Below are 24,244 nucleotides of genomic sequence, written 5' to 3'. Positions count from 1 at the left end.
TATTATTTGTTCACCGGCTGCGGCGTATGGGCAGGGCGCAGACTGGTTCCTGCGCGGCCCGAGCGCAAGGCGGTGAACCAGCTGATCGGATTATACCATTCGGCCGTGCCATCGGTGGAAAAGCTGATCATTTCGGCGCGGCCCGAAATCTCTTCAAAGGATACTGGACCACCCAGTCCGTTCAGTTCAGTCGGAACACGGCTGTCGGCACTGCCGTCGCGGTTATCACCCATCAGGAACACATGGTCGGCGGGAACCGTAATTGGTCCATAATTGTCATTGGGATAGCCGGGGCCAAGGTCGATCGTATCAAAGGTCGCGCCGCCGGGAAGCGTTTCGCGGACAATCGGGACATCTATTACAGGTTTGCCGCTGGCATCGGGATGCACCGAAGCGGTGAACAGGCTGGCCTTGTCGGGCAAATTGGCGTCGACGGGGATGGTCAGCATCGGCTGCGCTTCGCGTTTGATCGGCTGACCGTTGATGATGAGCGCACCAGCTTTGACTTCGATTGTATCGCCCGGAAGGCCGATAACACGCTTGATATAATCCTGCCGCGTGACCGGATGTTCGAGCACAACAATGTCACCGCGTTCGGGCAGCTTTCCCCACAATCGATCGGCAAATTTGGGCGCAAGGTGGAAACTTATCGAGGCATAAGACCAACCATAAGGATATTTACTGACCACCAGCCGATCCCCGTTGCGCAGCACCGGCATCATTGATTCAGACGGGATATAAAAAGGTTTGGCCACAAAGCTGTGGATGCCGAGGACGAGGAGCAGGATCACCGCGATATCGCGAAACAATTTACCCCAGCCGCCGTCGCCCTTTTGCTTGTCGCGGGCCATATATATTCAGTCCTTCAAGGCTTCGATGATGACAAAGGCCTGCGCCCAGGGATGGTCGTCGGTCAGGGTCAGATGGATATGCGGCTGATAGCCGGGAGGTGTCAGTTCGGCGAGCCGCTCCGCCGCTCCGCCAGTCAGCGCCAGTGTCGGCGCACCCGACGGCGCGTTAACGACGCCGATGTCCTTCATAAACACGCCGCGCTTGAACCCGGTGCCGACGGCTTTGGAAAACGCCTCTTTGGCGGCAAAGCGTTTGGCGTAAGTCCCCGCGCAGGTGAAGGGACGGCGCGCTGCTTTGGCGCGCTCCACCTCGGTAAAGACGCGATTTTCGAAACGCTCGCCAAAGCGGTCGAGCGATCCCTGGATACGTTCTATATTACACAGGTCAGAACCAAGGCCGATAATCATAAAGCGCCTCGTGCCTCGTCCATCAGCGTCCGCATCCGGCGAATCGCCTCTTCCAACCCGGTAAAGATCGCTTCGCCGACCAGATAATGGCCGATATTAAGTTCGGCGAGCTGGGGGATGGCGGCGACGGGGATGACATTGTCAAAGGTCAGGCCGTGGCCGGCGTGCGGCTCGATACCGTTTTTCCACGCCAGCGCGGCGGCGTCGGCGAGGCGGCGTAGCTCTGCGGCACGTTCTTCACCCGTGACATGGGCATAGCGGCCAGTGTGAAATTCGACGACTGGCGCCCTAAGCTGCATCGCCGCCTCTATCTGGCGCGCGTCGGGTTCGATGAACAGGCTGACGCGGATGCCTGCATCATTCAGGCGCGCGACGATGGGGGCGAGCTGGTTGTGCTTGCCCGCCGCGTCGAGCCCGCCCTCGGTGGTGCGCTCCTCGCGCTTTTCGGGAACGATGCACGCGGCGTGCGGCTGGTGGCGCAGTGCGATCGCCAGCATGTCATCGGTCGCCGCCATTTCTAGGTTTAGCGGCAAGTCGGTCGCGGCCTGAATTCGGGCCAGATCATCGTCGCGGATATGGCGGCGGTCCTCGCGCAGATGCGCGGTGATGCCGTCGCCGCCGACCGCCGCGACGATTTCGGCGGCGCGAACCGGATCGGGATGGTCGCCACCGCGCGCGTTACGGATAGTCGCGACATGGTCAATGTTGACGCCGAGCCGCAGGCGCGATGGCCCCGTCAAGCCGTGACACTCCGGCTGCCGGGCTTGATGGCGGGGGTTTTGGCGAGGGCAGGGGGCAGTTCGTCGGACGCATAGGTCGGGAAGCTGATTTCGACGAGCGGGTAAAAGGGAACGCCCAGATCGACACTGCCGCCCGAACGGTCGACCAGTGAAGCCTCGGCAATCACATCGCCGCCTTCGGCGTGCACGGCCGCGATGGCTTCGCGCGAAGAGAGGCCGGTGGTCACGACATCCTCGACCATCAAGATTTTGGCGCCCGGTGCGATGGCAAAGCCGCGGCGAAGTTCAAACGTGCCGGTGGGACGCTCGACGAACATCGCGGGTTTGCCCAGCGCGCGGCCCATTTCATGACCGATAATGACGCCGCCCATCGCTGGCGACATGACAATATCAATCGACTGGCGAAGGTCCCGCGGCAGCTTTGCGGCAAGTGTCGAAGCAAGCCGTCCAGCGCGTTCGCTGTCCATCAGGACGCGCGCGCATTGCAGATAATATTCGCTGTGCCGGCCCGACGAAAGCAGGAAATGCCCTTGCAGCAATGCGTCGGCAGCGCGGAATTCGGCTAATATCTCGTCTTCGGTCATAGGGGAGTTGCACTTTTGTTTTGGGCCAGCTTCCGCAATGTGAAGTGTCAGGCGGTGTTGAAATCGTCGAATTGAAAATAGTTTTAGAGATGCTTGAGGCAAGCGGCAAGCGGGTCTATAGCGCCCGCAACATTCCACCCTTGCTCGGTGAATCTGGGGACTTACCGGAACAGTGGCAAGGGCGGAGTGAAACAAAATTGAAGATCAGGCAACGGGCGGCACTATCCATATGAACAGCTTGAAAACCCTTGTAATTGCGGCGGTTTTGTCGCTCGGCGTCGTTGGCGCCGGTCATGCGCAGGACGCGGCACCAGTCGCGGCAACGGCCCCCGAGGCCATGCCCTCGGCGACTCCGGCAGCACCAGCCACTGATTCCGCGTCAACCGACGCGGTGCCAGCGGGCGATGCGACTTATGTCCCGATGAAGCCCACCGCGGGCATCGGTCAGCCGACGGCTGGCGGCTATGATTTCCAGCCGCAGGTGACGCCGCTTGGCGAGCAGGCCGAATGGTTCAACCACAAAATGCTGCTCCCGATCATTACGGTCATCTCGCTGTTTGTGCTGGGACTTTTGTTCTGGGTGGTGTTCCGCTATCGCGCATCGGCCAACCCGGTGCCGTCGAAAACGACGCATAATACCTTTATTGAAATCATCTGGACGGCCATTCCGGTGCTGATTCTGGCGGTTATTTCCGTTCCGTCGATCCGGTTGCTGGCAGCTCAATATGCGCCGCCGTCGAAAGATGCACTGACGATCAAGGTCACGGGTTACCAATGGTATTGGGGTTATGCCTATCCTGACCAAGGCATCGACGAATATGTGTCCAACATGCTGGACGACAAGGCTGCTGCAGCCGCTGGTGAGCCGCGTCATCTGGGCGTGGATAACCGCATGGTTGTTCCCGTCGGACGGCAGGTAAAGCTTTTGATTACCGGATCGGACGTTATTCACAGCTTTGCGGTTCCGGCCCTGTGGACCAAGATGGACGCGGTTCCCGGTCGCTCGAATGAAACGACTTTCACGGTGGACAAGCCCGGCGTCTATTACGGACAATGTTCTGAGCTTTGCGGTGTTGGCCACGGTTTCATGCCGATCGCGGTCGAGGCTCTACCCGAAGACAAGTGGGAAGCCTGGGTCCGCTTCAAGGGCGGCAACCCTGCCGGCGTTGCCGACAGCAAGCCAGAGGCCGCGGATGCCATTTCGGCTCCCATTCCGGCTGAAAAAACGACAACTGAAACGCCCGCAGCTGCTCCGGCCGCTGCACCGGCGGCTAGCAACTGAGGGTTTTTGATCGATGACTGACATCGCTTCCACCGCTTCTGGCCATGATCATGCGCATGATGACCATGGTGACACGCCGGGCTTTTTCGTCCGTTGGTTCATGTCGACGAACCACAAGGACATCGGCACCCTCTATCTGATCTTCGCGATCTGTGCAGGCATCATCGGCGGAGGTATTTCCGGCCTGATGCGGCTTGAGCTGGCCGAACCCGGTATTCAATATCTGACCGGTTGGGCGCAGATTCTCGACCCTTCCGCCGGGGTGACCCAAGGCCACCATCTGTGGAACGTGCTGATTACCGCGCACGGACTGATCATGATCTTTTTTATGGTGATGCCGGCGATGATCGGCGGTTTTGGTAACTGGTTTGTGCCGTTGATGATCGGCGCGCCCGACATGGCGTTTCCGCGCATGAACAATGTCAGTTTCTGGCTGGTCGTTGTGGCGTTTATCATGTTGATCGGTTCGGCCTTTGTCCCCGGTGGCAGTGGCCTAGGGGCCGGCACAGGGTGGACAATTTATGCGCCACTTTCGACCAGCGGCTCTCCGGGGCCGGCGGTCGATATGGCCATTTTCTCTATGCACCTTGCCGGTGCGTCGTCGATTTTGGGCGCGATCAACTTTATCACCACCATCTTTAACATGCGCGCACCGGGCATGACGCTGCACAAGATGCCGCTGTTTGTCTGGTCGATCCTGGTTACGGCATTCTTGCTGCTCTTGGCTCTGCCGGTGCTGGCTGCAGCGATTACGATGCTGCTGACCGACCGCAACTTTGGCACGACCTTCTATGACGCGGCAGGCGGCGGCGATCCGGTGCTCTACCAGCATCTGTTCTGGTTCTTTGGCCATCCCGAAGTCTACATCATGATCCTGCCGGGCTTTGGCATGGTCAGCCAGGTCATCTCGACCTTCAGCAAAAAGCCGGTGTTCGGCTATCTGGGCATGGCCTATGCCATGGTCGCGATTGGCGTTGTTGGCTTCATCGTGTGGGCGCACCACATGTTCACGGTCGGCATGAACGTAAACCTGAAAATGTATTTCACCGCCGCGACGATGGTGATCGCCGTTCCCACGGGGATTAAGATTTTCAGCTGGATTGCCACCATGTGGGGTGGTTCGATCAGCTTCAAGACGCCTATGCTGTGGGCGATCGGGTTCATCTTCATGTTCACGGTCGGCGGGGTTACGGGTGTTGTGCTGGCCAATGGCGGCATCGACACTATCTACCACGACACCTATTATGTTGTGGCCCACTTCCACTATGTGTTGTCGCTCGGCGCGGTCTTCTCGCTGTTCGCCGGTTTCTATTACTGGTTCCCGAAAATGTCGGGCCGGATGTACAATGAGGTGCTGGGGCAGATCCATTTCTGGCTGTTCTTCATCGGCGTGAACGTCCTGTTCTTCCCGATGCACTTCTTGGGTAACAACGGTATGCCGCGTCGTATTCCTGATTATCCGGAAGCCTTTACCTATTGGAACCATATCGCATCGACCTATGGTTATACGATCATGGGAGTTGGCACTTTGTTCTTCTTTGCCAACATTTTGTGGTCGTTGTTTGCGGGCAAGAAAGCCGCTGACAATCCTTGGGGCGAAGGCGCAACGACGCTGGAATGGACACTGTCCAGCCCGCCGCCGTATCACCAGTTCAACGAACTGCCCCATATTGCCTGATTGCATTCCTCCCCTGTCGTTGAACGATGGGGGAGCATTGCCCTACGGGCGGGAGTTATCATGGCTAGCAGCCTGACCCATGGCAAATTGGCGTTACCCGCCGACTGGCGCGACCTGTTCGCGCTGACCAAGCCGCGCGTCATGTCGCTGGTCGTGTTCACCGCGCTATGCGGTTTGCTCGCTGCACCGGGGCATGTTCATCCGGTGCTGGGCTTTTCGTCGATATTGGCGATTGCGCTGGGGGCAGGGGCCTCGGGTGCGCTCAACCAATGGTATGAGGCTGGGCTGGATTCCAAGATGAAGCGGACGGCGGGGCGCCCGCTGCCTGCTGGTCGACTCGATCCGCAGACCGCCTTGCAGTTTGGCATCGGGCTTGCCGCCTTTTCGGTTTTCCTGATGCTGTTCGCCGCCAATTGGCAGGCGGCTTTGCTGCTGACCGCGTCGATCTTGTTTTATGTGTTCATCTACACTATCTGGCTCAAGCCGCGGACACCACAGAATATCGTCATCGGCGGTGCTGCAGGCGCTTTTCCGCCGCTGATCGGATGGGTGGCCGTGACCGGAACCTTGGCGCCTCTGCCTTTGATGCTGTTCCTGCTGATATTCCTGTGGACGCCGCCGCATTTCTGGGCGCTCGCCTTGTTTATGAAGTCGGATTATGCGGCCGCGGGCATCCCCATGATGCCGGTGGTTGCGGGCGAAAAATCGACGCGTCGGCAGATATTTTTCTATGCGTTGATCATGGCGGTCGCCGCGATTGCGCCGTGGCCGCTGGAAATGACCGGCGCGATTTATGGCGTGACGGCAACGGTCATGTCGCTGCTATTTGTGATCCTCTCGACACAGGTTGGTACGCGCGCCAGCGGCAAAGATGATGCGATGCGTCCCGAAAAGCGGCTGTTCGCTTTCTCGATCGCTTATCTGTTTTTACTGTTCGGCGCGGTCGTTGTCGATCATTGGTGCCTGATATGAACGAGCCCTTTGACGAAGAGGAATATCGTCGCCGCCAGCGTAGCCGCGCCAATATGATGGGGCTGATGCTCGTCGGACTGTGCTTCTTGTTCTTTTTCATCACGCTCGCGCGGATGGTGCTTCCGTCATGACGCCCAATGTGAAAACCGCCTCCTCCATGGGACTCGTCGCGGCAGCTATGGTTGGCCTCGGCTTTGCGTCGGTACCGCTCTATAATATGTTTTGCCGCGTCACTGGCTTTAACGGCACCACGCAACGCTATGATCCTGTCGCTGCTGCCGCCGACCCGGTTGTCCTCGACGATTCGGTTTCGATTCGCTTTGACGCCAATGTGTCGCCGAACATGCCGTGGAAATTTCGCCCCGAACATCCGCGCGATACGGTGAGTATCGGCGCGCGCGATATGGCGATTTTCATTGCCCAAAATGATTCGCCCCACGATGTGACCGGCACCGCGACTTTCAATGTCACGCCGACCCAGGCGGGAAAATATTTCACCAAGATCCAATGTTTCTGCTTCACGCAGCAAACATTGAAGGCTGGCGAGCGGATTCGCATGCCCGTGTTGTTCTTTGTCGATCCCAAGATCAAGGATGACCCGGACACGCGAGACATTCAGGAAATCACGCTCAGCTATACCTTCTACCCGGTGGACGAGTCGAAAAAGGCGAGCTAAGGCCGCGAACAAGAATCTGACCGACGGGTGCGATGATGGGGAATCATCGGGCCGGGTTATCAAAACGGGAAACACGCCATGTCCGGTGCAAAACATCATGACTACCACCTAGTTAATCCCAGCGTCTGGCCACTGATTGGCTCCTTCGCTGCGCTGACGATGTTCTTCGGCGGCGTCATGGAAATGCATACCGATTATTTCGGGAACGCCGGAATATGGGTGCTCGGGCTGGGTGTTGCTGGTGTTATCGGTACCTTCTTCAGCTGGTGGGCTGACGTCATCAACGAAGCGCATAGCGGTGATCATACGCCGGTCGTGCAGCTCCACCTGCGCTATGGGATGATCCTGTTTATTGCGTCGGAAGTGATGTTCTTTGTCGGCTGGTTCTGGGCATGGTTCGATTACTCGCTGTTTCCTGTGCCGGTTGAATATGCAGAAGGCGCCGTGACCAGCCTGTTTGGCCAGACGGGGGCATCGGCGCTGTTGCAATGGCCACCCAAAGGCATCGAAGTCATCGACGGCTTTTCGCTCCCCTTGCTCAACACGATGATTTTGCTCTGTTCGGGCACCACCGTGACCTGGGCGCATCATTCGCTGATCCACGGCGACCGCGAGGGACTGAAAAAGGGGCTGTGGCTGACGATCATCCTCGGCATGGTCTTCACCTCGATCCAAGCCTTTGAATATGCCCATGCGCCATTTGATTTTGGCGGCATCAATTACAGTTCGGCCTTCTTCATGGCGACGGGTTTCCACGGATTTCACGTGCTGGTCGGAACCGTCTTCCTGATCGTCTGTCTGGTCCGCACCTATAAAGGCCATTTTACACCGACACAGCATTTCGGTTTTGAAGCGGCGGCCTGGTATTGGCACTTTGTCGATGTCGTGTGGCTGTTCCTGTTCATCATCGTTTATATCTGGGGTGGCTGGGGCGCGCCGGTTCACGGCGGTTGACGCTGAGCCAAGAACCCGACCAAAAAGGGGGGCAGCCGCCAATCGGGCGTGCTGCCCTTTTTGGTCTGTGCCCCGAATGCGGTGCGCCGGGACTGTTTGACGGACCGATCAGCTTTGCCACGCGCTGCCGCACCTGCGGGCTGGATTTCAGCCGCTATAATGTCGGTGACGGCCCCGCCGCCTTTTTGACCCTGATTATCGGCGCGCTGATCGTTGTATCGGCGCTGGTCGTTGATGCGATGTTCAGGCCGCCGCTGTGGCTCCACATTATATTGTGGGTGCCCTTGACCGCTGGAACGGTGATCTTTGGCTTGCGTCTCGCAAAGGCTGCGTTGATTGCGGCCGAGCACCAACGGCAGGCAGCCGAAGGACGACAGATCGAAAAAGACGATGACTGACACACCAAAACCACTCCGCCGCATTCCGATAGTTTCGACACTGATTGTCGTGCTGGCCGCGGCGATCATGGTTGCGCTGGGTGTGTGGCAGTTGCAGCGCAAAGGTGAGAAGGAAGCGCTGATTGCGCTGCTCGACGCCAATGCCGCCAACCCCGCGCTGGTCACATTTCCCGAATTGCCGCCTGTGCCCGACGCCATGCTGTTTCGCAAAAGCAGCGTCGTCTGTCTGGAGCCGGTGCGCTGGGATTCGCGGGGCGGGGCGGATCGCGACGGAAAGGTCGGTTATCGTCTGGTTGCCGACTGCCGCACCGGCGCCGAAGGACCGGGCGTCTTGGTCGATATGGGAGTCAGTGATGGCTATGCGCCGCCCGTCTGGTCAGGCGGCAAGGTGACGGGGATGATCGTTCCCGGCCCGAATCAGCCCAGTATCATTGCGCGGCTGACCGGACGCGCGGTGCCAGCGCGCGCGATGTTGCTGTCCGATGAGCCCGCGCCGGGGCTGCGCGCCAGTGCCGCACCGACGCCGGAGGATATTCCGAACAATCATCTGGCCTATGCCGTGCAATGGTTCTTGTTCGCGGGCATCGCGCTGGTCATTTACGCGCTAGCGATCCGCCGCCGCTTGCAGGGCTGACCGCGTGCCGCTAGGCGCATCCCCATTATGAAATATGTCAGCACGCGCGGCACGGCGCCGACCCTCGACTTTCGTTCAGCGACCCTCGCCGGTCTTGCGTCCGACGGGGGGCTGTATGTGCCCGCCGAATGGCCGCGCCTTTCCCAAGATGATATTCGCGGGCTGGCGGGGCTGGACTATGTCGAAACCGCGGTGCGCATCATGGCGCCCTTTGTCGAAGGCAGCCTGACCCGCGATGAACTGCGCGGGCTCTGCAAGGCGGCGTATGGCAATTTCGCACATGATGCGGTGACGCCGCTGGTACAGCTTGATCATCGCCATTGGCTGCTCGAGCTGTTTCACGGGCCGACGCTGGCGTTCAAGGATGTGGCGTTGCAGCTGCTCGGGCAATTGTTCGAAAAATTTCTGGCGGGTGGTGGCACGGAATTGACCATTGTTGGCGCGACGTCGGGTGATACCGGCTCGGCGGCGATTGAGGCGGTGGCGGGGCGCGACCATATCCGCATCTTCATGCTTCATCCCGAAGGTCGGGTCAGCGATGTCCAGCGCCGTCAGATGACGACCATATTGGCGCCCAATGTGCATAATATCGCGATCGACGGCAGCTTTGACGACGCACAGGCGATGGTGAAGCGGTTGTTCGGCGACAGCGAAGCACGTGACGCGCTGACCCTGTCGGCGGTGAACAGCATCAACTGGGCGCGATTAATGGCGCAGGTCGTCTATTATTTCTATGCCGCCGTCCGCCTCGGCGGACCCGACAGGCCAATCGCGTTCAGCGTGCCGACGGGCAATTTCGGCGATGTGTTTGCGGGTTATGTCGCGGCTCAAATGGGACTGCCGATTGCGCGGCTGGTGGTCGCCACCAACGTCAACGACATCCTGCACCGCGCGCTGACCAGCGGCGATTATAGCGCGGGAACGGTGACCCCAACCGCGACGCCGAGCATGGATATTCAGGTCAGCAGCAATTTCGAGCGGCTGTTGTTCGACATGTCGGGCCGCGACGGCGCGGCGATTACCGGCATGATGGACGATTTTGACCGTCAGCGCGCGATGACGATTCCCGCCGACATGTTGGCCAGTACGCAGGATCTGTTCAGCAGTGCGCGCATCGATGCCGATGGCATGACGCTGGCGCTGCGTTGGGCGCAGGAACATGCGGGGCATTTTATCGATCCTCACAGCGCCATCGGGCTGGCTGCGGCGCGCGAACTGGATATGGATGCTGACATTCCCGTCGTCACCCTTGCCACCGCGCATCCCGCCAAATTTCGCGATGCGGTCGAGCGCGCCACCGGTGTGCGCCCGCCCTTGCCGACACGGCTGGGCAATTTGTTCGAGCGCGAGGAACGGTTCGAGCATCTGCCCGGTGATTATGACACGGTAAAAGCGCATATATTGGCGACGTCGCGCCGTGGCTGAACTGCTTCCGCTGCAAACGCTGGTTGGTGAACCATGGGCGGACTATGGGCTGGTCGACAGCGGTGGCGGGCGCAAATTGGAGCGTTACGGCGACTATCGTTTCATTCGCCCGGAACCACAGGCGATGTGGGAGCCTGCTTTGTCGGCCGCCGACTGGGACAAGGCCGATGGCGAGTTCATGCCGGCATCGGACGAGGATGGCGGGGGGCGTTGGTATTATAATCGCCCCGTTCCCGCCGAAGGCTGGCCACTGGCTTGGCGCGAGACGCAATTTACCGCGCAATGCACCCCCTTTCGCCACTTGGGATTTTTTCCCGACATGGCGCCGGTGTGGGACTGGCTGCGCGAGCGGGTGGCGGACAAGCCTGATCCCGCTTTTTTGAACCTTTTTGGCTATACCGGCGTCGGCAGTCAGGCCTTGGCCTCGGTTGGCGCGTCGGTGACGCATGTCGATGCGTCGAAGAAATCGGTGACGCAGGCGCGCGACAATGCGGCGCTGGCGGGACTGGCAGATCGTCCGATCCGGTGGATCACCGATGATGCGAGCAAATTCACCGCGCGCGAGGTCCGGCGCGAGAAACGCTATGACGCCATCTTGCTCGATCCGCCGAAATTCGGGCGCGGCCCGACGGGCGAACGCTGGCAGTTGGAGGAGGGGCTGGCCCCTCTGCTTGCCGATTGCCGTCGCTTGCTCGATGCGGACAGCCGCGCGCTTTTTCTGACCGTCTATGCGGTGCGCATGTCGGCGCTGGCGATTGGCGAATTGCTCAACCAGTTGTTTGCCGATCTGCCCGGCACGGTGGAATGCGGCGAGCTGGCGGTGCGCGAAGAAGCACGCGGGCTGTTGCTGCCGACCGCTATCTTTGCTCGCTGGAGCCGTTGAGGCGATTGCACCGACCCAGATCGGACTTGTCCTGCGACAGGGCAGGCCGTAGCTTTTGTCGATGATTGCCAAAGATTTTCTAGCTTTCGCCGCCTCGCATTCTGCCTACATGAAGGCTATGCCATGGCCTGCGGCGTCCGCAGGCTGGCAAGATTGCGAGAAGTTTTCATGTCCCTGACTCATTTGCAGCGCCTCGAGGCGGAGAGCATCCACATCATGCGAGAGGTGGTCGCCGAGGCGGGCAAGCCGGTGATGCTGTATAGCGTGGGCAAAGATTCGGCGGTGATGCTGCATCTGGCCAAAAAAGCCTTCTACCCTTCGCCGCCGCCCTTTCCCTTGCTACACGTCGACACGACCTGGAAATTCAAGGCAATGTACGAACTGCGCGAAAAGGCGGCGCGCGATGCGGGCATGGAGTTGCTCGTCCATCAAAATCCCGAAGCGTTGGAAAAGGGCATCAACCCCTTTGATCATGGCGCGCTGCACACCGACATGTGGAAGACCGAAGGGTTGAAGCAGGCGCTCAACCTGCATGGTTTTGATGTCGCGTTTGGCGGAGCGCGGCGTGACGAGGAAAAAAGTCGCGCGAAAGAGCGCATCTTTTCTTTTCGTACCGCCAGCCATGGATGGGACCCCAAGAGCCAGCGGCCCGAACTGTGGAAGCTCTATAATGCCCGCAAGGCGAAGGGCGAGAGCATCCGCGTTTTTCCGCTGTCGAACTGGACCGAGCTCGACATTTGGCAATATATCCATTTGGAAAATATCGAAATTGTCCCGCTTTATTATGCAGCCAAGCGCCCGACGGTGGAGCGCGACGGCCTGTTGCTGATGGTCGATGACGACCGGTTCCGGCTGGAGACCGACGAGGTGCCCGAAATGCGCTCGATCCGGTTTCGGACACTGGGCTGTTATCCGCTGACCGGCGCGGTCGAAAGCGAGGCGGCGACGCTGCCCGAGATTATTCAGGAGATGCTGCTGACCACCACGTCGGAACGGCAGGGGCGGGCCATCGACCATGATCAGGCCGCCAGCATGGAGAAAAAGAAGCAGGAGGGCTACTTCTGATGAGCGGCACCGACATTTATCAAACCGATGCGCTCATCGCCGAAGACATCGACGCCTATCTGGACGCGCACCAGCATAAGACGATGCTGCGTTTCATCACCTGCGGATCGGTCGATGACGGCAAATCGACGCTGATCGGACGGCTGCTTTATGATAGCAAGATGATCTTTGAGGATCAGCTGACCGCGCTGGAGGCCGATTCAAAATCGGTGGGCACACAGGGGCAGGAGATTGATTTTGCCCTGCTCGTCGATGGGCTTGCCGCCGAACGCGAACAGGGGATTACGATCGACGTCGCCTATCGCTTTTTCGCGACCGAGAAACGCAAATTCATCGTCGCCGATACGCCGGGGCACGAACAATATACGCGCAACATGGTCACCGGCGCGTCGACCGCCGATCTGGCGGTGATATTGGTCGATGCGCGCAAGGGCGTTCTGACCCAGACGCGCCGCCACAGCTATCTCGCCCATTTGCTGGGCATTAAAAACCTGGTGTTGGCGGTCAACAAGATGGACCTTGTCGACTATAGTCAGCAGGTTTTTGACGACATTGTTGCCGACTATGCCGGTTTTGCCAAAAGCATCGGGATTGACGCCTTTGTCGCGATGCCGATTTCGGGCTTCAAGGGTGATAATATCACTGCACCGTCGGCGAATACACCCTGGTATGACGGTCCGCCGCTGGTCGAGCATCTGGAATCGGTTGAGCTTCGCGTTGATGAGCGTGCCGAGGGGCTGTTTCGCCTTCCGGTGCAATGGGTCAACCGCCCCAACCTCGATTTTCGGGGTTTTTCAGGCCAGATTGCCAGCGGCAAGGTGCGCGTTGGCGATGCGGTGCGGGTGCTGCCGTCGGGGCGCATGTCGACCGTCAGCCGCATCGTTACCATGCCGGGCGAAACGGCCAGTGGTGACCTTGACGAGGCGGTTGCCGGCCAGTCGATCACTTTGTGCCTCGCTGACGAGATCGACTGCTCGCGCGGCGATGTCATCTGCACCAGCGACGCACCGGCCGAAATCGCCGACCAGTTTGAAGCGACGATCGTGTGGATGGCCGATCAGGACATGCTGGCCGGGCGCGGTTACTGGTTGAAATTGGGCGCCCATACTGTGAGTGTGACGCTGCAGGCACCCAAATACCGCGTCGATGTCAACACGATGGATCAGCTTGCGGCCAAAACGCTGGAACTCAACGATATCGGCGTCTGCACACTGGCGACCGACAAGCGGATCATCTTTGAACCCTATGACACCAACCATGATCTGGGCGGCTTTATCCTGATCGACAAGCTGACCAACGCGACGGTTGCGGGGGGGATGTTGCATTTTGCCCTTCGTCGCAGTCAGAATGTCCATTGGCAGGACACCGATGTGGACCGCGATGCCCATGCGAAGCTGAAGAATCAGAAGCCGTTGCTGCTGTGGTTCACGGGCCTGTCGGGATCGGGCAAATCGACGATCGCCAATGAGGTCGAGAAGCGTTTGCATGTCATGAACCGCCACACCTTTCTGCTCGATGGCGACAATGTGCGGCACGGGCTGAACAAGGATTTGGGCTTTACCGATGCCGATCGGGTGGAGAATATCCGCCGCATCGGCGAGGTTGCCAAGTTGATGACCGACGCGGGGTTGATTGTGCTCACCGCCTTCATCTCGCCCTTCCGCGCCGAACGGAAAATGGTGCGCGATATGTTGCCCGACGGCGAATTTGTCGAAATCTTTGTCGACACGCCGCTGGAGGTTGCCGAGGCACGCGACGTCAAGGGCCTGTATAAAAAGGCACGCGCCGGACAATTGGCCAATTTCACCGGAATCGACAGCCCCTATGAGGTTCCGCAAGCTCCCGAAATCCGCGTCAACACGACCGAGATGACCCCGCAAGAGGCGGCGCGTCATATCGTCGACTGGATCTATAAATGGAACGATTGAGGGATGCCGAGCTGGCGGCACAACTGGCCGAAGTGGCCGGGCGGTTGCTACTGGATGTGCGCGGGTCGGGTCTGATCGACGGCAAGGCATTGGGCAAGGCTGGCGATCAGGTCGCGAACCAGTTTTTGATCCATGCGCTGCGCCAGTGTCGGCCCGACGACGGCCTGTTGTCTGAAGAAAGCAAGGATACCGAGGAACGGCTGGAGAAAAGCCGTGTTTGGATTATCGACCCTGTCGACGGGACGCGCGAATATGGCGAAGCGCGCGCCGACTGGGCTGTGCATGTTGGCCTCGCGGTCGATGGTGTGGCCAAGGTGGGCGCGGTGGCCCTGCCGGGGCAGGGGGTCGTGCTGCGATCAGACGCGCCGCCAGTCGTGCCGCCACCGCCCGCCAAATTGCGGATGCTGGTCAGCCGCACCCGACCGGCCAGCGAAGCCGTAGCCGTTGCTGAATCGCTTAACGCCGACCTGATCCCCATGGGCAGTGCTGGCGCCAAGGCAATGGCGGTGGTGACTGGCGAAGCGGACATTTACCTGCACAGCGGCGGGCAGTATGAGTGGGACAATTGCGCGCCGGTGGCGATTGCCGCTGCGGCTGGCCTGCATTGTTCGCGCATCGACGGCAGCCCGCTGCGCTATAATCAGGCGGATGTCTATCTGCCTGATCTGCTGATCTGCCGCGCCAGCCTTGCCGAACAGGTGTTGGCACTCGTCGCCGAAATGGCGGGCTGAAATCGGTCAGGTCGGTCGCGCTGATAGCTAAAACCAACGACAATCAGGAACCGAACCGCGGTTTGCCGCATTGTTTAGAGCATAGCCACCAGATGCAACCCGCAGCGGTTGCACTTTGCGAAGGGAGCTCAAACAATGAATTTCGGCACCAAGATGGGCGAACCGAGTTACGCGCTCTTCACTGCGATGATTGCGACCTCGACAATCGTCATGTTCGGCCTGATGTATCTCAACAGCTATGCGCTCGACCATGTTTTTTACAGCCAGACGCGGACGTGGATGGCGATTTATATGGGCGCGACCATGGCGATCATCATGCTGGGTTTCATGTGGTCTATGTATAAGGACCGCCGGAAAAATCTGGTGATCATAGGTGCCAGCATATTGGTTTTTGCGGTTTCGTTATGGCTGGTCCGCAGTCAGGAAACCGTGGACGATATATCCTATATGAAGGCGATGATTCCGCACCATTCGATTGCGATTATGACCAGTGAACGCGCCAAAATCCGCGACCCGCGCGTCCGCAAACTGGCCGACGGGATTATCGAGGCGCAGGTGCGCGAAATTGGCGAGATGAAGGCGTTGATTGCCGATCTTGAGCAGCATCCGACGCCTGACGCTGCGCCGCTACTTCCCGACTATCGGGAAAAGTGAGACGCAGGCGCGCCGCTTCAGAACCAGAAACGGATTCCGGCGACGAAATTGATAACATCGGGGTCTTCGCCGATCAGCCGCGCATAACGCGCCGTGTCTCCCGACTTTTTGGACCATTCGACGCCGATATAGGGCGCGAATTCCTTTTGAAATTCGTAGCGCAGGCGTGCGCCGATCTCGAACGCGGACAGGCCTGAACCGACTCCAATTGACGGCATATTCTGTGCGGCCAGATTAAATTCGGCGCGCGGCTGGAAGATCAGTTTCTGGGTGATGCGTTCGTCATAGCTACCCTCGATCCGAGCGCGGACATCGCCCTTGTCGGACAGGAACAACTGGCTGGTCAGGTGGAACCAATAAGGGGCGACGCCCTCTACTCCGACGACGGCATAGGTCCGCGACGGGTTGGGCGCGATGTCATGGCGGACGCCGACATGGGCGTTCCAGAAGGGCGAAATGGCGCGCGAATAGAGCGCCTGTAGTTCGACATCCTCTATTGTCTCGCCAAAAACGCCTTCGCCTTCGCCTTTGATTTGCAGCCGGTTGATGTCGCCGCCGAACCAGGCCTCGCCTTCCCAACGATAGCCGTCACGCCCTTTGCGGGCTTGATATTCGGCAAGGTCGATCAAAATCATGCTGCTTTGGATGGCTCCATTTTCCTTGCCCAGCGCCTTGCGTGCCTCGGCCATTGTGGCGGGATCAAACACCGCATCGGCAGCGTGATCGGTTGGCGGGGCCGGAGCGGGCGCATTTCCGATTTCGCTGTCCGTTGTGGGCATGTCCGCCATATCGGACATGGCCGACATATCATGTCCGCTATGATCGACTGGCGCAGGCGCTTCGACGGTTGGCGTCATGTCATGGCCGGCATGGGGGTCGGCCTTGTCTTCGTCGTCGGGTGCGGGCTTGTCCGGCATATTCATGCCCGGCATCGTCGTTTGTGCCAACAGCGGGGCGGGCAGGGCGAAAAGGGCCATGGCGGCGGGCGCGAGCAACTTGTTCATGCCTCGGCTCCTTCTTTGCGGACCGTGACAACGCGAAACATTCCCGAGTGCATGTGCAGCAGCATGTGACAATGGAAAGCCCAGTCTCCGGGGCCATCGGCGGTGAGGTCGAACGTCACCTTGCTGCCGGGCAGCACATTGACGGTATGTTTCATCGGATGATGGCCGGGATTGCCCGTTACCACTTCAAAGAAATGGCCGTGCAGATGGATCGGATGCGGCATCATCGTGTCGTTGATCAGGTTGACGCGCACGCGCTCCATAAAGCGGAAGGGGATGGGATCGGCGTGGTCGCTGAATTTCACCCCGTCAAAGGACCACATATAGCGTTCCATATTGGCGGTCAGATGGATGTCGAGCTCGCGCGACGGCGTGCGCGGATCGGGGTTGGGGTCGAGCGATTTTAGGTCGTGATAGGTGAGGACGCGGTGGTCGACGGTATCTAGTCCCGTCGGACGTTCACCCGTCCGGTCCATCGGCATCGGTGACAGGGTGGCGACGCCGGGGCCTAGCGGGATTTGCGGAGCCACGCTGGGGTCGCGCATTTTCATGGCGCCATGGTCCATCGCGGCGCCTCCGCCAGACATGTCGTGGCCCATGGCCGCATGGTCCATCGCCCCCATCCCCATGTCTTTCATGGTGAGGAGGGGGCGTTCGCGCAGCGCCGGGATCGCGGCCACCATGCCCATGCGCGGGGCCAGCGTTGCGCGCACCTGACCCGACCGGTCGATGGCTTCGGCGATAAAGCCATAGGCGCGGTCGTCCTTGGGCTCGACAATGACATCATAGGTTTCGGCGATGCCGATCTGGAATTCATCGGTGTCGACCGGCTGAACATTCTGGCCATCGGCCTGAACCACGGTCATCGGCAGGTCGGGCAACCGGACATTGAAATTGGTCATGGCCGAGGCGTTGATGATGCGCAGCCGCACCCGCTCTCCGGGCGCGAACAACGCGGTCCAGTTGGCCAGACTGTCCTGACCATTGATCAGATAATGATAGGTCGCGCCGGTGACGTCCGAAATGTCGGTGGGGTCCATTAGCATTTTGGCCCATTTGCGGCGTTCGGCGGCCGATTGGTCCTTGCCCGCCATCAGGCCGGCCAGCGTCTGTTTCTGCCTATTGAAATAACCGCCTTCGGCCTTCAGTTTTTTGAGCAGCGTGTGCGGGTGCAAAAAGCTCCAGTCAGACAGGACGATGACATGTTCACGGTCATAGGCGACCGGATCGGGACCGGCGGGGTCAATGACAATCGCGCCATAGACGCCGACCGCTTCCTGCATACCCGAATGGCTATGGTACCAATAGGTGCCCGACTGGCGCACCGGAAATTCATAGTGAAATGTCTCGCCGGGCTTGATTCCTGGAAAGCTGATCCCGGGAACGCCGTCCATCTGAAACGGCAGCAACAGCCCGTGCCAATGGATGGAACTGTCCTCATCCAGCGTGTTGGTGACGGCGAGCCGGACATTCTGGCCTTCTCGCAAACGAATGAGCGGGCCGGGGATGGTGCCGTTGATGCCGATGGCATGGCCTTGCCGGCCATCGACGCCGAGCATGGTGTGGCCAATCGACAGGGCAATATCCTCGCCCGAGACGGTAGCCATGGGGCCGGCGAGTCCGGTTGAGCCGCTCTTTGCCCAAGCGGGTAGCGCGGCGGCCAGGGCGATGCCGCCGCCAGTGAGTCCGGCCGATCGGAGCAAGGTGCGGCGGTCGAGGGGGGGAGGGGCATCAAGGTCATTCTCGCAACAGAGGAGGGGCTTCATCGTCTGTTACGCAGCCCAATGACCAGCCCCTCAAATTGATGGGGCCAATAACTGTTTGAGTTTGGATCGCGCGCGATACAGCCTTGTTTCGACCGTTTTCTCGCTAACACCCAATATCTCTGCCGTCTCGCTTTGTCCAAGACCGCTTACCGTGCGGAGGAGCAGGGTTTCGCGCAGCCGCGTCGGCAGGTGGGTGATCGCGTTCGACACGCGCGCCAGATCAGCGCGGTCGGCGGTTTGGGTGTCGGGCAAGGCCGCGGGGTCGGCGACAGAAACGCCGTCGTCGAGCGGAGCGGCGCGGGTGAAGAAGGACCGGACCGCGCGCCGCCGCGCCCTGTCGCGACATTTGTTGAGCGCGATGCGGCGCAACCACGCGATAAAGGGGCGTTCGGGATCATAGCGGCCCAGCGCCGCAAAGGCGGAGATAAACACCTCTTGCGTCACATCGAGCGCCTCGGTCGGGTCGCCAATGGAGGCGCGCACCAACCGGAATATCGGATCGCGGTGGCGCGCCATCAGGTCGCGATAGGCCTGTTGTCGCCCCGCGAGTGCCAGCGCCGCCAGTTCTCCGTCGCTGCTATCCTCTAGTCCCGCAATCACTGCGGCTCGGCGGTCAGCGCCTTGACCACGGTCCGGTCGAACATCGCCGCCTGTTTGGGGGTCAGGACGGTTCGCATCGCAAACAGATGCTCCAGCGTTTCCTTTTGCATGTCGCCCATGACCGCGTGGGTGTGGTCGATCGCGGCGGTTACTTTCGGGCCATAGCCATGTTCGGCCTCAATCGCTTCGGCGAGGCGGGCGTTGGCCGCGCGCATTTCCAGATCCAGCGCCTTACGCCGGACCGCAAGTTGCCTTTCGATGACATCGATTTTGGCCTGCTGCGCAGTGCTGAGGTTCAACTGTTTGTGCAGGACCGCGTGAATTTCGCTTTCGCTGGGGCGGGCGGGTTCAACCAGATGACGTCCGGCAAGCACACCGCCAAGCGCTGCGCCAAAGGCGACGAGCGCCAGCACGAGCAACCAGACCGGCCTGCTCATGGGCGGATGTCCAGCAAGGTGGAGGGGGCGAGCGCGCTCGACGAGGTGAAGGGAGACATTTCCTGAGCAAATGCGGGTGCGGGGCCGGACAGGCTGCCGCCGATGATGCCGACGCCGAGCGCCAGCGTTGCGGCAATGCCCATGAGGCGCGGGGCCAAGGCCGTCTCGCGCTGACGCTTTGCAAGCCCCTCAAACACGGCGTCATCGATTGCGGTTAATTCGGCCGGAACTGGCGCGCTTCCCATTTTTGTCAGCAAATTGTCGAGGTCGGTCACGGCGCGATACTCCTTTGGTGTCAGCCAATATACGCGTTGGACGGGCAAAGCCCTCAACAAAAATATGGCGCCCGCCTTTTGAGGGGTGAGCGCACACTCTGCGTAATGCCCATTGAAACCCCTATGATCCGGAGACATTCATGCGACATATTGCCATTCTTCCCCTGGCCGCTGCGGCGATGATCCTGACGCCATCGCTGGCATCGGCGCATCCCCGACTTGTGGCCTCGACCCCTGCGGCCGACGCGACGGTTAAAAATGCCAAGCAAATTGATCTGATGTTCAATGAGGAATTGCTGGCAGCAAACACACGGATCGAACTTGTGATGACATCTATGCCCGGCATGGCCCATCATGCCGCGATGAAAATGCCGATTGCCGTGATGATGGGCAAGGACGGCAAGTCCGTAAAAGTCATGCCCAAAAAGGCGCTGGCCGCTGGCGGATATGAATTGCGCTGGTTGGCCACCGGGGACGACAAAGAGGTCAAGACCGGTAAGTTTGCTTTTCAGGTCAAATAGTTGCGGTGCGACAGCCGCTACTCCGGATGCAGTTTCCCCTGCTTGCATCCGGAGACCAATATGGATCTGCATTTGCTTTGGGGGCGTAAGGGGAGGGAGTTTCCACAATGATAAGCTCGAAATTTCGCGCAATGGCTTTTGGCGTTGTGCTTTTGCTGGGTTCGCTTGGCGGGGGCGCGCTTGCGCATGATGACCCGCGTGAAATGGGCGCAGGTCCGGGCATGGCGGCTGAGAGCCACCATGATGAGGATGCTGTGATGGCGAATGATCCGGCGATGCAGGAACTTGCCAAAGACGGCACGATGCCAATGATGGCCGATGGGTCGATGCCCGAAATGCCCACCTCCGATGCGATGGCGGATATGGGCCATGGCGACATGGATCACGACCATGACGCCGACAATAGCGACAAAACTTTCGGCCAGCGGCTGTTTATCTGGCTGGGTAAATTTCATGTCCTGATCGTTCATTTTCCCATCGCCCTGATCATCAGCGCGTTTGCGGTCGAGGTGTTTGGCCTCGCCGGACGCCCGCATTGGCGATCCGCCGCACGGATCATGCTGGGTCTGGGGGCTGCTGGCGCGGTCGTTGCCGCAATGCTTGGCTGGTTCGCCGGTGGATTTTATCTGACTGACCGCAATGTCATCCTGACCATTCACCGTTACCTTGGAACGACAATCGCCATTGTCGCGGTCCTTTTGGCCTGGGTCGGGATACGGCGTTATCATCCCGACAGAAGCCGTGAACGGCGCTTCGCGATCATGCTGGGGCTGCTGTCACTGGCGATCATGGTGCAAGGATTTCTGGGCGGCACTTTCATGCACGGCGGGCTGCATCATATGAACTTTTGACGCCCGGCACGTGTTGGTTGGTTGGAGCAGGAGCGCATTATGCGCCCCTTTCGTGCGATGACATTTCACGCTTGACCCTAACATGATGTAAGGCTTCATAAGCCGTGCGACACAGGAGAATGTTATGACCGAGTCGCAGCATCATGACCACAACCACTGCCAACATAAGGCCGAGGAATCCGGCAGTAAGGTGGTCGATCCCGTTTGCGGAATGAGTGTTGATCCGGCGACGACGGACCATAAGGCCGCGCATGACGGAAAAGACTTCTTCTTTTGCAGCGCAGGCTGCCAGACCAAGTTCAAAAACAATCCCGACCGCTATCTGAGCGATGCGCCGCATGATGCGGAGCCGGTGCCAGAGGGCGCGATCTGGACTTGCCCCATGCACCCCGAAATTCAGCAGGAGGGGCCGGGAAGTTGCCCGATCTGCGGCATGGCGCTTGAACCCATGACGCCGTCACTGGACGATGGTCCCAGCCCCGAATTTGCCGATATGAAGCGGCGCTTCCTTGTCGGGCTTGTGCTCGCCTTGCCGGTGGTCGTGCTCGAAATGGGCGGGCATATTTTCGGGCTGACACAGCTTATCGGGCAACAGACGTCGAACTGGGCGCAAATGCTGCTCGCGACGCCGGTTGTGCTGTGGTCGGGCTGGCCCTTTTTCGAGCGGGGCTGGGCCTCGATCAAGAGCCGCAATCTCAACATGTTCACGCTGATTGCCATCGGGACCGGCGTGGCGTGGATTTATAGTGTCGTTGCGACGCTCGCCCCTGAGATTTTCCCTGACGCCTTTCGTACCGTGCATGGCGCAGTGCCCGCCTATTTTGAGGCGGCATCGGTGATTATCGTGCTGGTGCTTGTGGGCCAATTGCTCGAATTGCGGGCGCGCGAAACGACGAGTGGATCGCTGCGCGCGCTGCTCGACCTGTCGCCCAAAATGGCGCGCCGCGTTCTGGCCGACGGCAGCGACGAGGAGGTGGCGCTGGAAGAGGTCGCGTTGGGCGATCGCCTGCGTGTTCGTCCGGGCGAGAAAGTGCCGGTCGATGGTCAGGTTGTGGAGGGACGCGGGACGGTCGATGAATCGATGGTCACCGGCGAATCGATGCCTGTAACCAAGGAAAAGGGTGCGGCGCTGATCGGCGGCACGATCAACCAAACCGGCGCGTTGGTGATGGAGGCCGAAAAAATCGGCCGCGACACCATGCTCGCCCGTATCGTGCAAATGGTCGCCGACGCCCAGCGCAGCCGCGCACCAATTCAGCGTCTCGCCGATGTTGTGGCATCCTGGTTCGTGCCGACGGTCATATTGGTTGCGGTTTTCGCCTTTGTCGCTTGGTCGTTCTTCGGCCCCAGTCCGGCAATGGGTTATGGCCTGATTGCGGCGGTTTCGGTGCTGATCATCGCGTGCCCCTGTGCGTTGGGGTTGGCGACGCCGGTGTCGATCATGGTCGGTGTCGGTCGCGGCGCGCAGGCCGGAATCCTGATTAAAAATGCCGAAGCGCTGGAACGGATGGAAAAGGTCGACACGCTGGTCGTCGACAAGACCGGCACGCTGACCGAAGGCAAGCCATCGGTTGTTGCGGTTGAGACGGTCGACGGGTTCGACACGGACGATCTGCTGCAACTGGCGGCCAGTCTGGAACGTACCAGCGATCACCCGCTGGCCCATGCCGTTGTCGCCGCCGCCCAGGCGAAAGACTTGACGCTCAGCGAGCCCGAGGATGTTGACCAGCCGGTCGGGAAAGGCATCACAGGCACGGTCAATGACCGCCGTCTAGTGGCAGGCAACAAGCGCTTTCTGGAAGACATGGACATTGCGACCGCCGCCTTGTCCGAACGCGCCGACAAGATGCGGGGCGAAGGGGCCACCGCTATCTTGCTGGCTGTCGATGGAAAGGTGGCAGGCGCCATTGGCATTGCCGATCCCGTCAAGACGACGACCAAAGAGGCGCTGAAAGGCCTTGCCGACGCCGGTATAAGGGTCATCATGATTACCGGCGACAATCGCGTCACCGCCGAAGCGATTGGCAAACAGTTGGGGATCAGCGAGATTGAGGCTGATGTTCTGCCCGATCAGAAGAGCGAGATCGTCAATCGCCTGCGCTCGCAAGGACGGGTTGTCGCAATGGCGGGTGACGGGGTGAATGACGCCCCGGCGCTGGCGGCGGCCGATGTCGGGATTGCGATGGGGTCGGGCACCGATGTTGCCATCGAGAGCGCGGGCATCACTTTGTTGAAGGGTGATCTGACCGGCATTGTCCGGGCGCATAATCTGAGCCGACGCACGATGACCAATATCCGCCAGAATCTGTTCTTTGCCTTTGCCTATAATGTCGCAGGCATTCCGATCGCTGCCGGGGTTCTATACCCCGTTTTCGGTATGTTATTGTCGCCGATCATTGCCGCCGCCGCCATGTCCTTTTCGTCGGTCAGCGTAATCGGCAATGCGCTACGGCTGCGAAAGCTGTCGATATGAATATCGGACAGGTTTCCAAGACGACCGGCGTGTCGCAGCGGATGATTCGTTACTATGAGGAAATCGGGCTGATGCCGCAGCCTTTTCGCCGCGACAATGGCTATCGTGACTATCCGGCGAAGGCCGTCGGTCGGTTGCGTTTTGTCGCCAATGCCCGCGATTTGGGATTCTCGGTCGAGGAAATCGGCGCGCTGCTCAATCTATGGGACGACAGCACTCGAGCGAGCCGCGAGGTCAAAGCCATCGCCCGCGAGCATGTCGATGATCTGGCGCGCAAGGTGGCGGCGCTGGAGGCGATGCGGCGGACGTTACTGGATCTGGTCGAAAGCTGCGATGGCGACGCACGCGCCGACTGCCCGATCTTGGACGGTTTGGCGGCCAAGCCATAGGGACAGCACGCGCTGATGCCTGCTTCTTTGTATTTGTTATCCGAAAGGGGCCTGACCGCGACGGG

27 protein-coding genes are annotated in these 24,244 nt (G+C 59.9%); 18 read left to right on the top strand and 9 right to left on the bottom strand.

What is annotated here, in order from left to right; all coding sequences use genetic code 11:
• Positions 1-2: 2 nt before the first annotated feature.
• Genes lepB through pyrE form a run of 4 tightly spaced genes read right to left on the bottom strand, consistent with a single transcriptional unit; the run spans position 3 to position 2,583 of the window.
• Positions 3-851, bottom strand: coding sequence for a signal peptidase I (gene lepB / locus ACR3XE_RS11050; protein ID WP_486185736.1), 849 nt, complete (start codon positions 849-851; stop codon positions 3-5).
• A gap of 6 nt (positions 852-857) precedes the next feature.
• A complete protein-coding gene (acpS, locus tag ACR3XE_RS11045) occupies positions 858-1,259 on the bottom strand; it encodes a holo-ACP synthase (RefSeq protein WP_473700132.1) in 402 nt (133 codons plus the stop codon).
• Positions 1,256-1,999 (bottom strand): pyridoxine 5'-phosphate synthase, encoded by a 744-nt coding sequence (locus ACR3XE_RS11040; protein ID WP_473700133.1) that lies wholly within the window; start codon positions 1,997-1,999, stop codon positions 1,256-1,258. The genes acpS and ACR3XE_RS11040 overlap by 4 nt, the downstream gene beginning before the upstream one ends.
• Positions 1,996-2,583, bottom strand: a complete 588-nt coding sequence (gene pyrE / locus ACR3XE_RS11035; RefSeq protein ID WP_473700134.1) for an orotate phosphoribosyltransferase — start codon at positions 2,581-2,583, stop codon at positions 1,996-1,998. The genes ACR3XE_RS11040 and pyrE overlap by 4 nt, the downstream gene beginning before the upstream one ends.
• Positions 2,584-2,812: 229 nt before the next feature.
• On the opposite strand from pyrE, the gene coxB reads away from it, so the two are divergent.
• The 14 genes from coxB to ACR3XE_RS10965 all read left to right on the top strand — a co-directional run bounded on the left by coxB (position 2,813) and on the right by ACR3XE_RS10965 (position 15,863).
• Positions 2,813-3,865, top strand: a complete 1,053-nt coding sequence (coxB, locus tag ACR3XE_RS11030; protein ID WP_473700135.1) for a cytochrome c oxidase subunit II — start codon at positions 2,813-2,815, stop codon at positions 3,863-3,865.
• A 13-nt stretch (positions 3,866-3,878) separates the two neighbouring features.
• Positions 3,879-5,543: a cytochrome c oxidase subunit I gene (gene ctaD / locus ACR3XE_RS11025; protein ID WP_473700136.1), complete on the top strand. Its 1,665-nt coding sequence runs from the start codon at positions 3,879-3,881 to the stop codon at positions 5,541-5,543.
• A 60-nt stretch (positions 5,544-5,603) separates the two neighbouring features.
• The gene (locus tag ACR3XE_RS11020; protein ID WP_473700137.1) at positions 5,604-6,515 is read left to right on the top strand and encodes a heme o synthase; all 912 of its coding nucleotides are present in this window, start codon (positions 5,604-5,606) and stop codon (positions 6,513-6,515) included.
• Positions 6,512-6,646, top strand: coding sequence for a hypothetical protein (locus ACR3XE_RS11015; RefSeq protein WP_473700138.1), 135 nt, complete (start codon positions 6,512-6,514; stop codon positions 6,644-6,646). The genes ACR3XE_RS11020 and ACR3XE_RS11015 overlap by 4 nt, the downstream gene beginning before the upstream one ends.
• A complete protein-coding gene (locus ACR3XE_RS11010) occupies positions 6,643-7,191 on the top strand; it encodes a cytochrome c oxidase assembly protein (RefSeq protein ID WP_473700139.1) in 549 nt (182 codons plus the stop codon). Before ACR3XE_RS11015 ends, ACR3XE_RS11010 begins: the two co-directional genes overlap by 4 nt.
• Positions 7,192-7,269: 78 nt before the next feature.
• On the top strand, positions 7,270-8,145 hold the full coding sequence (locus ACR3XE_RS11005; RefSeq protein WP_473700140.1) for a cytochrome c oxidase subunit 3: 876 nt from the start codon (positions 7,270-7,272) through the stop codon (positions 8,143-8,145).
• 2 nt (positions 8,146-8,147) lie between these two features.
• Positions 8,148-8,543, top strand: a complete 396-nt coding sequence (locus tag ACR3XE_RS11000) for a DUF983 domain-containing protein (protein ID WP_486186025.1) — start codon at positions 8,148-8,150, stop codon at positions 8,541-8,543.
• The gene (locus tag ACR3XE_RS10995; RefSeq protein ID WP_473700142.1) at positions 8,536-9,177 is read left to right on the top strand and encodes an SURF1 family protein; all 642 of its coding nucleotides are present in this window, start codon (positions 8,536-8,538) and stop codon (positions 9,175-9,177) included. The genes ACR3XE_RS11000 and ACR3XE_RS10995 overlap by 8 nt, the downstream gene beginning before the upstream one ends.
• Positions 9,178-9,204: 27 nt before the next feature.
• Positions 9,205-10,602 (top strand): threonine synthase, encoded by a 1,398-nt coding sequence (thrC, locus tag ACR3XE_RS10990; RefSeq protein WP_473700143.1) that lies wholly within the window; start codon positions 9,205-9,207, stop codon positions 10,600-10,602.
• The gene (locus ACR3XE_RS10985) at positions 10,595-11,485 is read left to right on the top strand and encodes a class I SAM-dependent methyltransferase (RefSeq protein ID WP_486185735.1); all 891 of its coding nucleotides are present in this window, start codon (positions 10,595-10,597) and stop codon (positions 11,483-11,485) included. Before thrC ends, ACR3XE_RS10985 begins: the two co-directional genes overlap by 8 nt.
• A 168-nt stretch (positions 11,486-11,653) precedes the next feature.
• Positions 11,654-12,550 carry a sulfate adenylyltransferase subunit CysD gene (cysD, locus tag ACR3XE_RS10980; RefSeq protein ID WP_486185734.1) on the top strand — a complete coding sequence of 299 codons (897 nt, stop codon included), beginning with the start codon at positions 11,654-11,656 and terminating at the stop codon, positions 12,548-12,550.
• Entirely contained in the window at positions 12,550-14,478 is a 1,929-nt protein-coding gene (cysN, locus tag ACR3XE_RS10975) for a sulfate adenylyltransferase subunit CysN (protein WP_486185733.1), read from the top strand. The genes cysD and cysN overlap by 1 nt, the downstream gene beginning before the upstream one ends.
• Positions 14,466-15,209 (top strand): 3'(2'),5'-bisphosphate nucleotidase CysQ, encoded by a 744-nt coding sequence (locus ACR3XE_RS10970; protein ID WP_473700144.1) that lies wholly within the window; start codon positions 14,466-14,468, stop codon positions 15,207-15,209. The genes cysN and ACR3XE_RS10970 overlap by 13 nt, the downstream gene beginning before the upstream one ends.
• 135 nt (positions 15,210-15,344) lie before the next feature.
• Positions 15,345-15,863 carry a DUF305 domain-containing protein gene (locus ACR3XE_RS10965; RefSeq protein ID WP_473700145.1) on the top strand — a complete coding sequence of 173 codons (519 nt, stop codon included), beginning with the start codon at positions 15,345-15,347 and terminating at the stop codon, positions 15,861-15,863.
• A 17-nt stretch (positions 15,864-15,880) separates the two neighbouring features.
• Here the strand turns inward: ACR3XE_RS10965 and ACR3XE_RS10960 are convergent, their stop codons facing one another.
• Genes ACR3XE_RS10960 through ACR3XE_RS10940 form a run of 5 tightly spaced genes read right to left on the bottom strand, consistent with a single transcriptional unit; the run spans position 15,881 to position 19,945 of the window.
• Complete coding sequence (locus tag ACR3XE_RS10960; protein ID WP_473700146.1) at positions 15,881-16,867, bottom strand: copper resistance protein B; 987 nt, start codon at positions 16,865-16,867, stop codon at positions 15,881-15,883.
• A complete protein-coding gene (locus ACR3XE_RS10955; RefSeq protein ID WP_486185732.1) occupies positions 16,864-18,633 on the bottom strand; it encodes a copper resistance system multicopper oxidase in 1,770 nt (589 codons plus the stop codon). Before ACR3XE_RS10955 ends, ACR3XE_RS10960 begins: the two co-directional genes overlap by 4 nt.
• Positions 18,634-18,663: 30 nt before the next feature.
• The gene (locus ACR3XE_RS10950; protein ID WP_473700148.1) at positions 18,664-19,233 is read right to left on the bottom strand and encodes an RNA polymerase sigma factor; all 570 of its coding nucleotides are present in this window, start codon (positions 19,231-19,233) and stop codon (positions 18,664-18,666) included.
• A complete protein-coding gene (locus tag ACR3XE_RS10945; RefSeq protein ID WP_473700149.1) occupies positions 19,230-19,670 on the bottom strand; it encodes a Spy/CpxP family protein refolding chaperone in 441 nt (146 codons plus the stop codon). Before ACR3XE_RS10945 ends, ACR3XE_RS10950 begins: the two co-directional genes overlap by 4 nt.
• Positions 19,667-19,945 carry a hypothetical protein gene (locus tag ACR3XE_RS10940; protein WP_473700150.1) on the bottom strand — a complete coding sequence of 93 codons (279 nt, stop codon included), beginning with the start codon at positions 19,943-19,945 and terminating at the stop codon, positions 19,667-19,669. Before ACR3XE_RS10940 ends, ACR3XE_RS10945 begins: the two co-directional genes overlap by 4 nt.
• A 140-nt stretch (positions 19,946-20,085) precedes the next feature.
• Here ACR3XE_RS10940 and ACR3XE_RS10935 point away from each other — a divergent pair, with 140 nt between their 5' ends.
• The 4 genes from ACR3XE_RS10935 to cueR all read left to right on the top strand — a co-directional run bounded on the left by ACR3XE_RS10935 (position 20,086) and on the right by cueR (position 24,179).
• A complete protein-coding gene (locus ACR3XE_RS10935; RefSeq protein WP_473700151.1) occupies positions 20,086-20,466 on the top strand; it encodes a copper resistance protein CopC in 381 nt (126 codons plus the stop codon).
• Between the two features lie 107 nt (positions 20,467-20,573).
• Positions 20,574-21,317 (top strand): DUF2231 domain-containing protein, encoded by a 744-nt coding sequence (locus tag ACR3XE_RS10930; RefSeq protein WP_473700152.1) that lies wholly within the window; start codon positions 20,574-20,576, stop codon positions 21,315-21,317.
• Positions 21,318-21,441: 124 nt separating this feature from the next.
• Positions 21,442-23,790, top strand: a complete 2,349-nt coding sequence (locus ACR3XE_RS10925) for a heavy metal translocating P-type ATPase (protein ID WP_486185731.1) — start codon at positions 21,442-21,444, stop codon at positions 23,788-23,790.
• Complete coding sequence (cueR, locus tag ACR3XE_RS10920) at positions 23,787-24,179, top strand: Cu(I)-responsive transcriptional regulator (RefSeq protein WP_473700153.1); 393 nt, start codon at positions 23,787-23,789, stop codon at positions 24,177-24,179. The genes ACR3XE_RS10925 and cueR overlap by 4 nt, the downstream gene beginning before the upstream one ends.
• Positions 24,180-24,244: the final 65 nt, after the last annotated feature.

The organism is Sphingopyxis sp. 10G20-10, from assembly GCF_057365075.1.
Note: the sequence above shows the minus strand (reverse complement) of the source record. Positions and strands in the feature narration are given on the sequence as shown.

Bases quoted from the DNA above. Each gene is read 5' to 3' on its own strand.
- lepB (WP_486185736.1), bottom strand. From the start codon at position 851: ATGGCCCGCGACAAGCAAAAGGGCGACGGCGGCTGGGGTAAATTGTTT.
- acpS (WP_473700132.1), bottom strand. From the start codon at position 1,259: ATGATTATCGGCCTTGGTTCTGACCTGTGTAATATAGAACGTATCCAG.
- pyrE (WP_473700134.1), bottom strand. From the start codon at position 2,583: ATGACCGAAGACGAGATATTAGCCGAATTCCGCGCTGCCGACGCATTG.
- coxB (WP_473700135.1), top strand. From the start codon at position 2,813: ATGAACAGCTTGAAAACCCTTGTAATTGCGGCGGTTTTGTCGCTCGGC.
- ctaD (WP_473700136.1), top strand. From the start codon at position 3,879: ATGACTGACATCGCTTCCACCGCTTCTGGCCATGATCATGCGCATGAT.
- ACR3XE_RS11020 (WP_473700137.1), top strand. From the start codon at position 5,604: ATGGCTAGCAGCCTGACCCATGGCAAATTGGCGTTACCCGCCGACTGG.
- ACR3XE_RS11015 (WP_473700138.1), top strand. From the start codon at position 6,512: ATGAACGAGCCCTTTGACGAAGAGGAATATCGTCGCCGCCAGCGTAGC.
- ACR3XE_RS11010 (WP_473700139.1), top strand. From the start codon at position 6,643: ATGACGCCCAATGTGAAAACCGCCTCCTCCATGGGACTCGTCGCGGCA.
- ACR3XE_RS11005 (WP_473700140.1), top strand. From the start codon at position 7,270: ATGTCCGGTGCAAAACATCATGACTACCACCTAGTTAATCCCAGCGTC.
- ACR3XE_RS10995 (WP_473700142.1), top strand. From the start codon at position 8,536: ATGACTGACACACCAAAACCACTCCGCCGCATTCCGATAGTTTCGACA.
- thrC (WP_473700143.1), top strand. From the start codon at position 9,205: ATGAAATATGTCAGCACGCGCGGCACGGCGCCGACCCTCGACTTTCGT.
- cysD (WP_486185734.1), top strand. From the start codon at position 11,654: ATGTCCCTGACTCATTTGCAGCGCCTCGAGGCGGAGAGCATCCACATC.
- cysN (WP_486185733.1), top strand. From the start codon at position 12,550: ATGAGCGGCACCGACATTTATCAAACCGATGCGCTCATCGCCGAAGAC.
- ACR3XE_RS10970 (WP_473700144.1), top strand. From the start codon at position 14,466: ATGGAACGATTGAGGGATGCCGAGCTGGCGGCACAACTGGCCGAAGTG.
- ACR3XE_RS10965 (WP_473700145.1), top strand. From the start codon at position 15,345: ATGAATTTCGGCACCAAGATGGGCGAACCGAGTTACGCGCTCTTCACT.
- ACR3XE_RS10960 (WP_473700146.1), bottom strand. From the start codon at position 16,867: ATGAACAAGTTGCTCGCGCCCGCCGCCATGGCCCTTTTCGCCCTGCCC.
- ACR3XE_RS10955 (WP_486185732.1), bottom strand. From the start codon at position 18,633: ATGAAGCCCCTCCTCTGTTGCGAGAATGACCTTGATGCCCCTCCCCCC.
- ACR3XE_RS10945 (WP_473700149.1), bottom strand. From the start codon at position 19,670: ATGAGCAGGCCGGTCTGGTTGCTCGTGCTGGCGCTCGTCGCCTTTGGC.
- ACR3XE_RS10935 (WP_473700151.1), top strand. From the start codon at position 20,086: ATGCGACATATTGCCATTCTTCCCCTGGCCGCTGCGGCGATGATCCTG.
- ACR3XE_RS10930 (WP_473700152.1), top strand. From the start codon at position 20,574: ATGATAAGCTCGAAATTTCGCGCAATGGCTTTTGGCGTTGTGCTTTTG.
- ACR3XE_RS10925 (WP_486185731.1), top strand. From the start codon at position 21,442: ATGACCGAGTCGCAGCATCATGACCACAACCACTGCCAACATAAGGCC.
- cueR (WP_473700153.1), top strand. From the start codon at position 23,787: ATGAATATCGGACAGGTTTCCAAGACGACCGGCGTGTCGCAGCGGATG.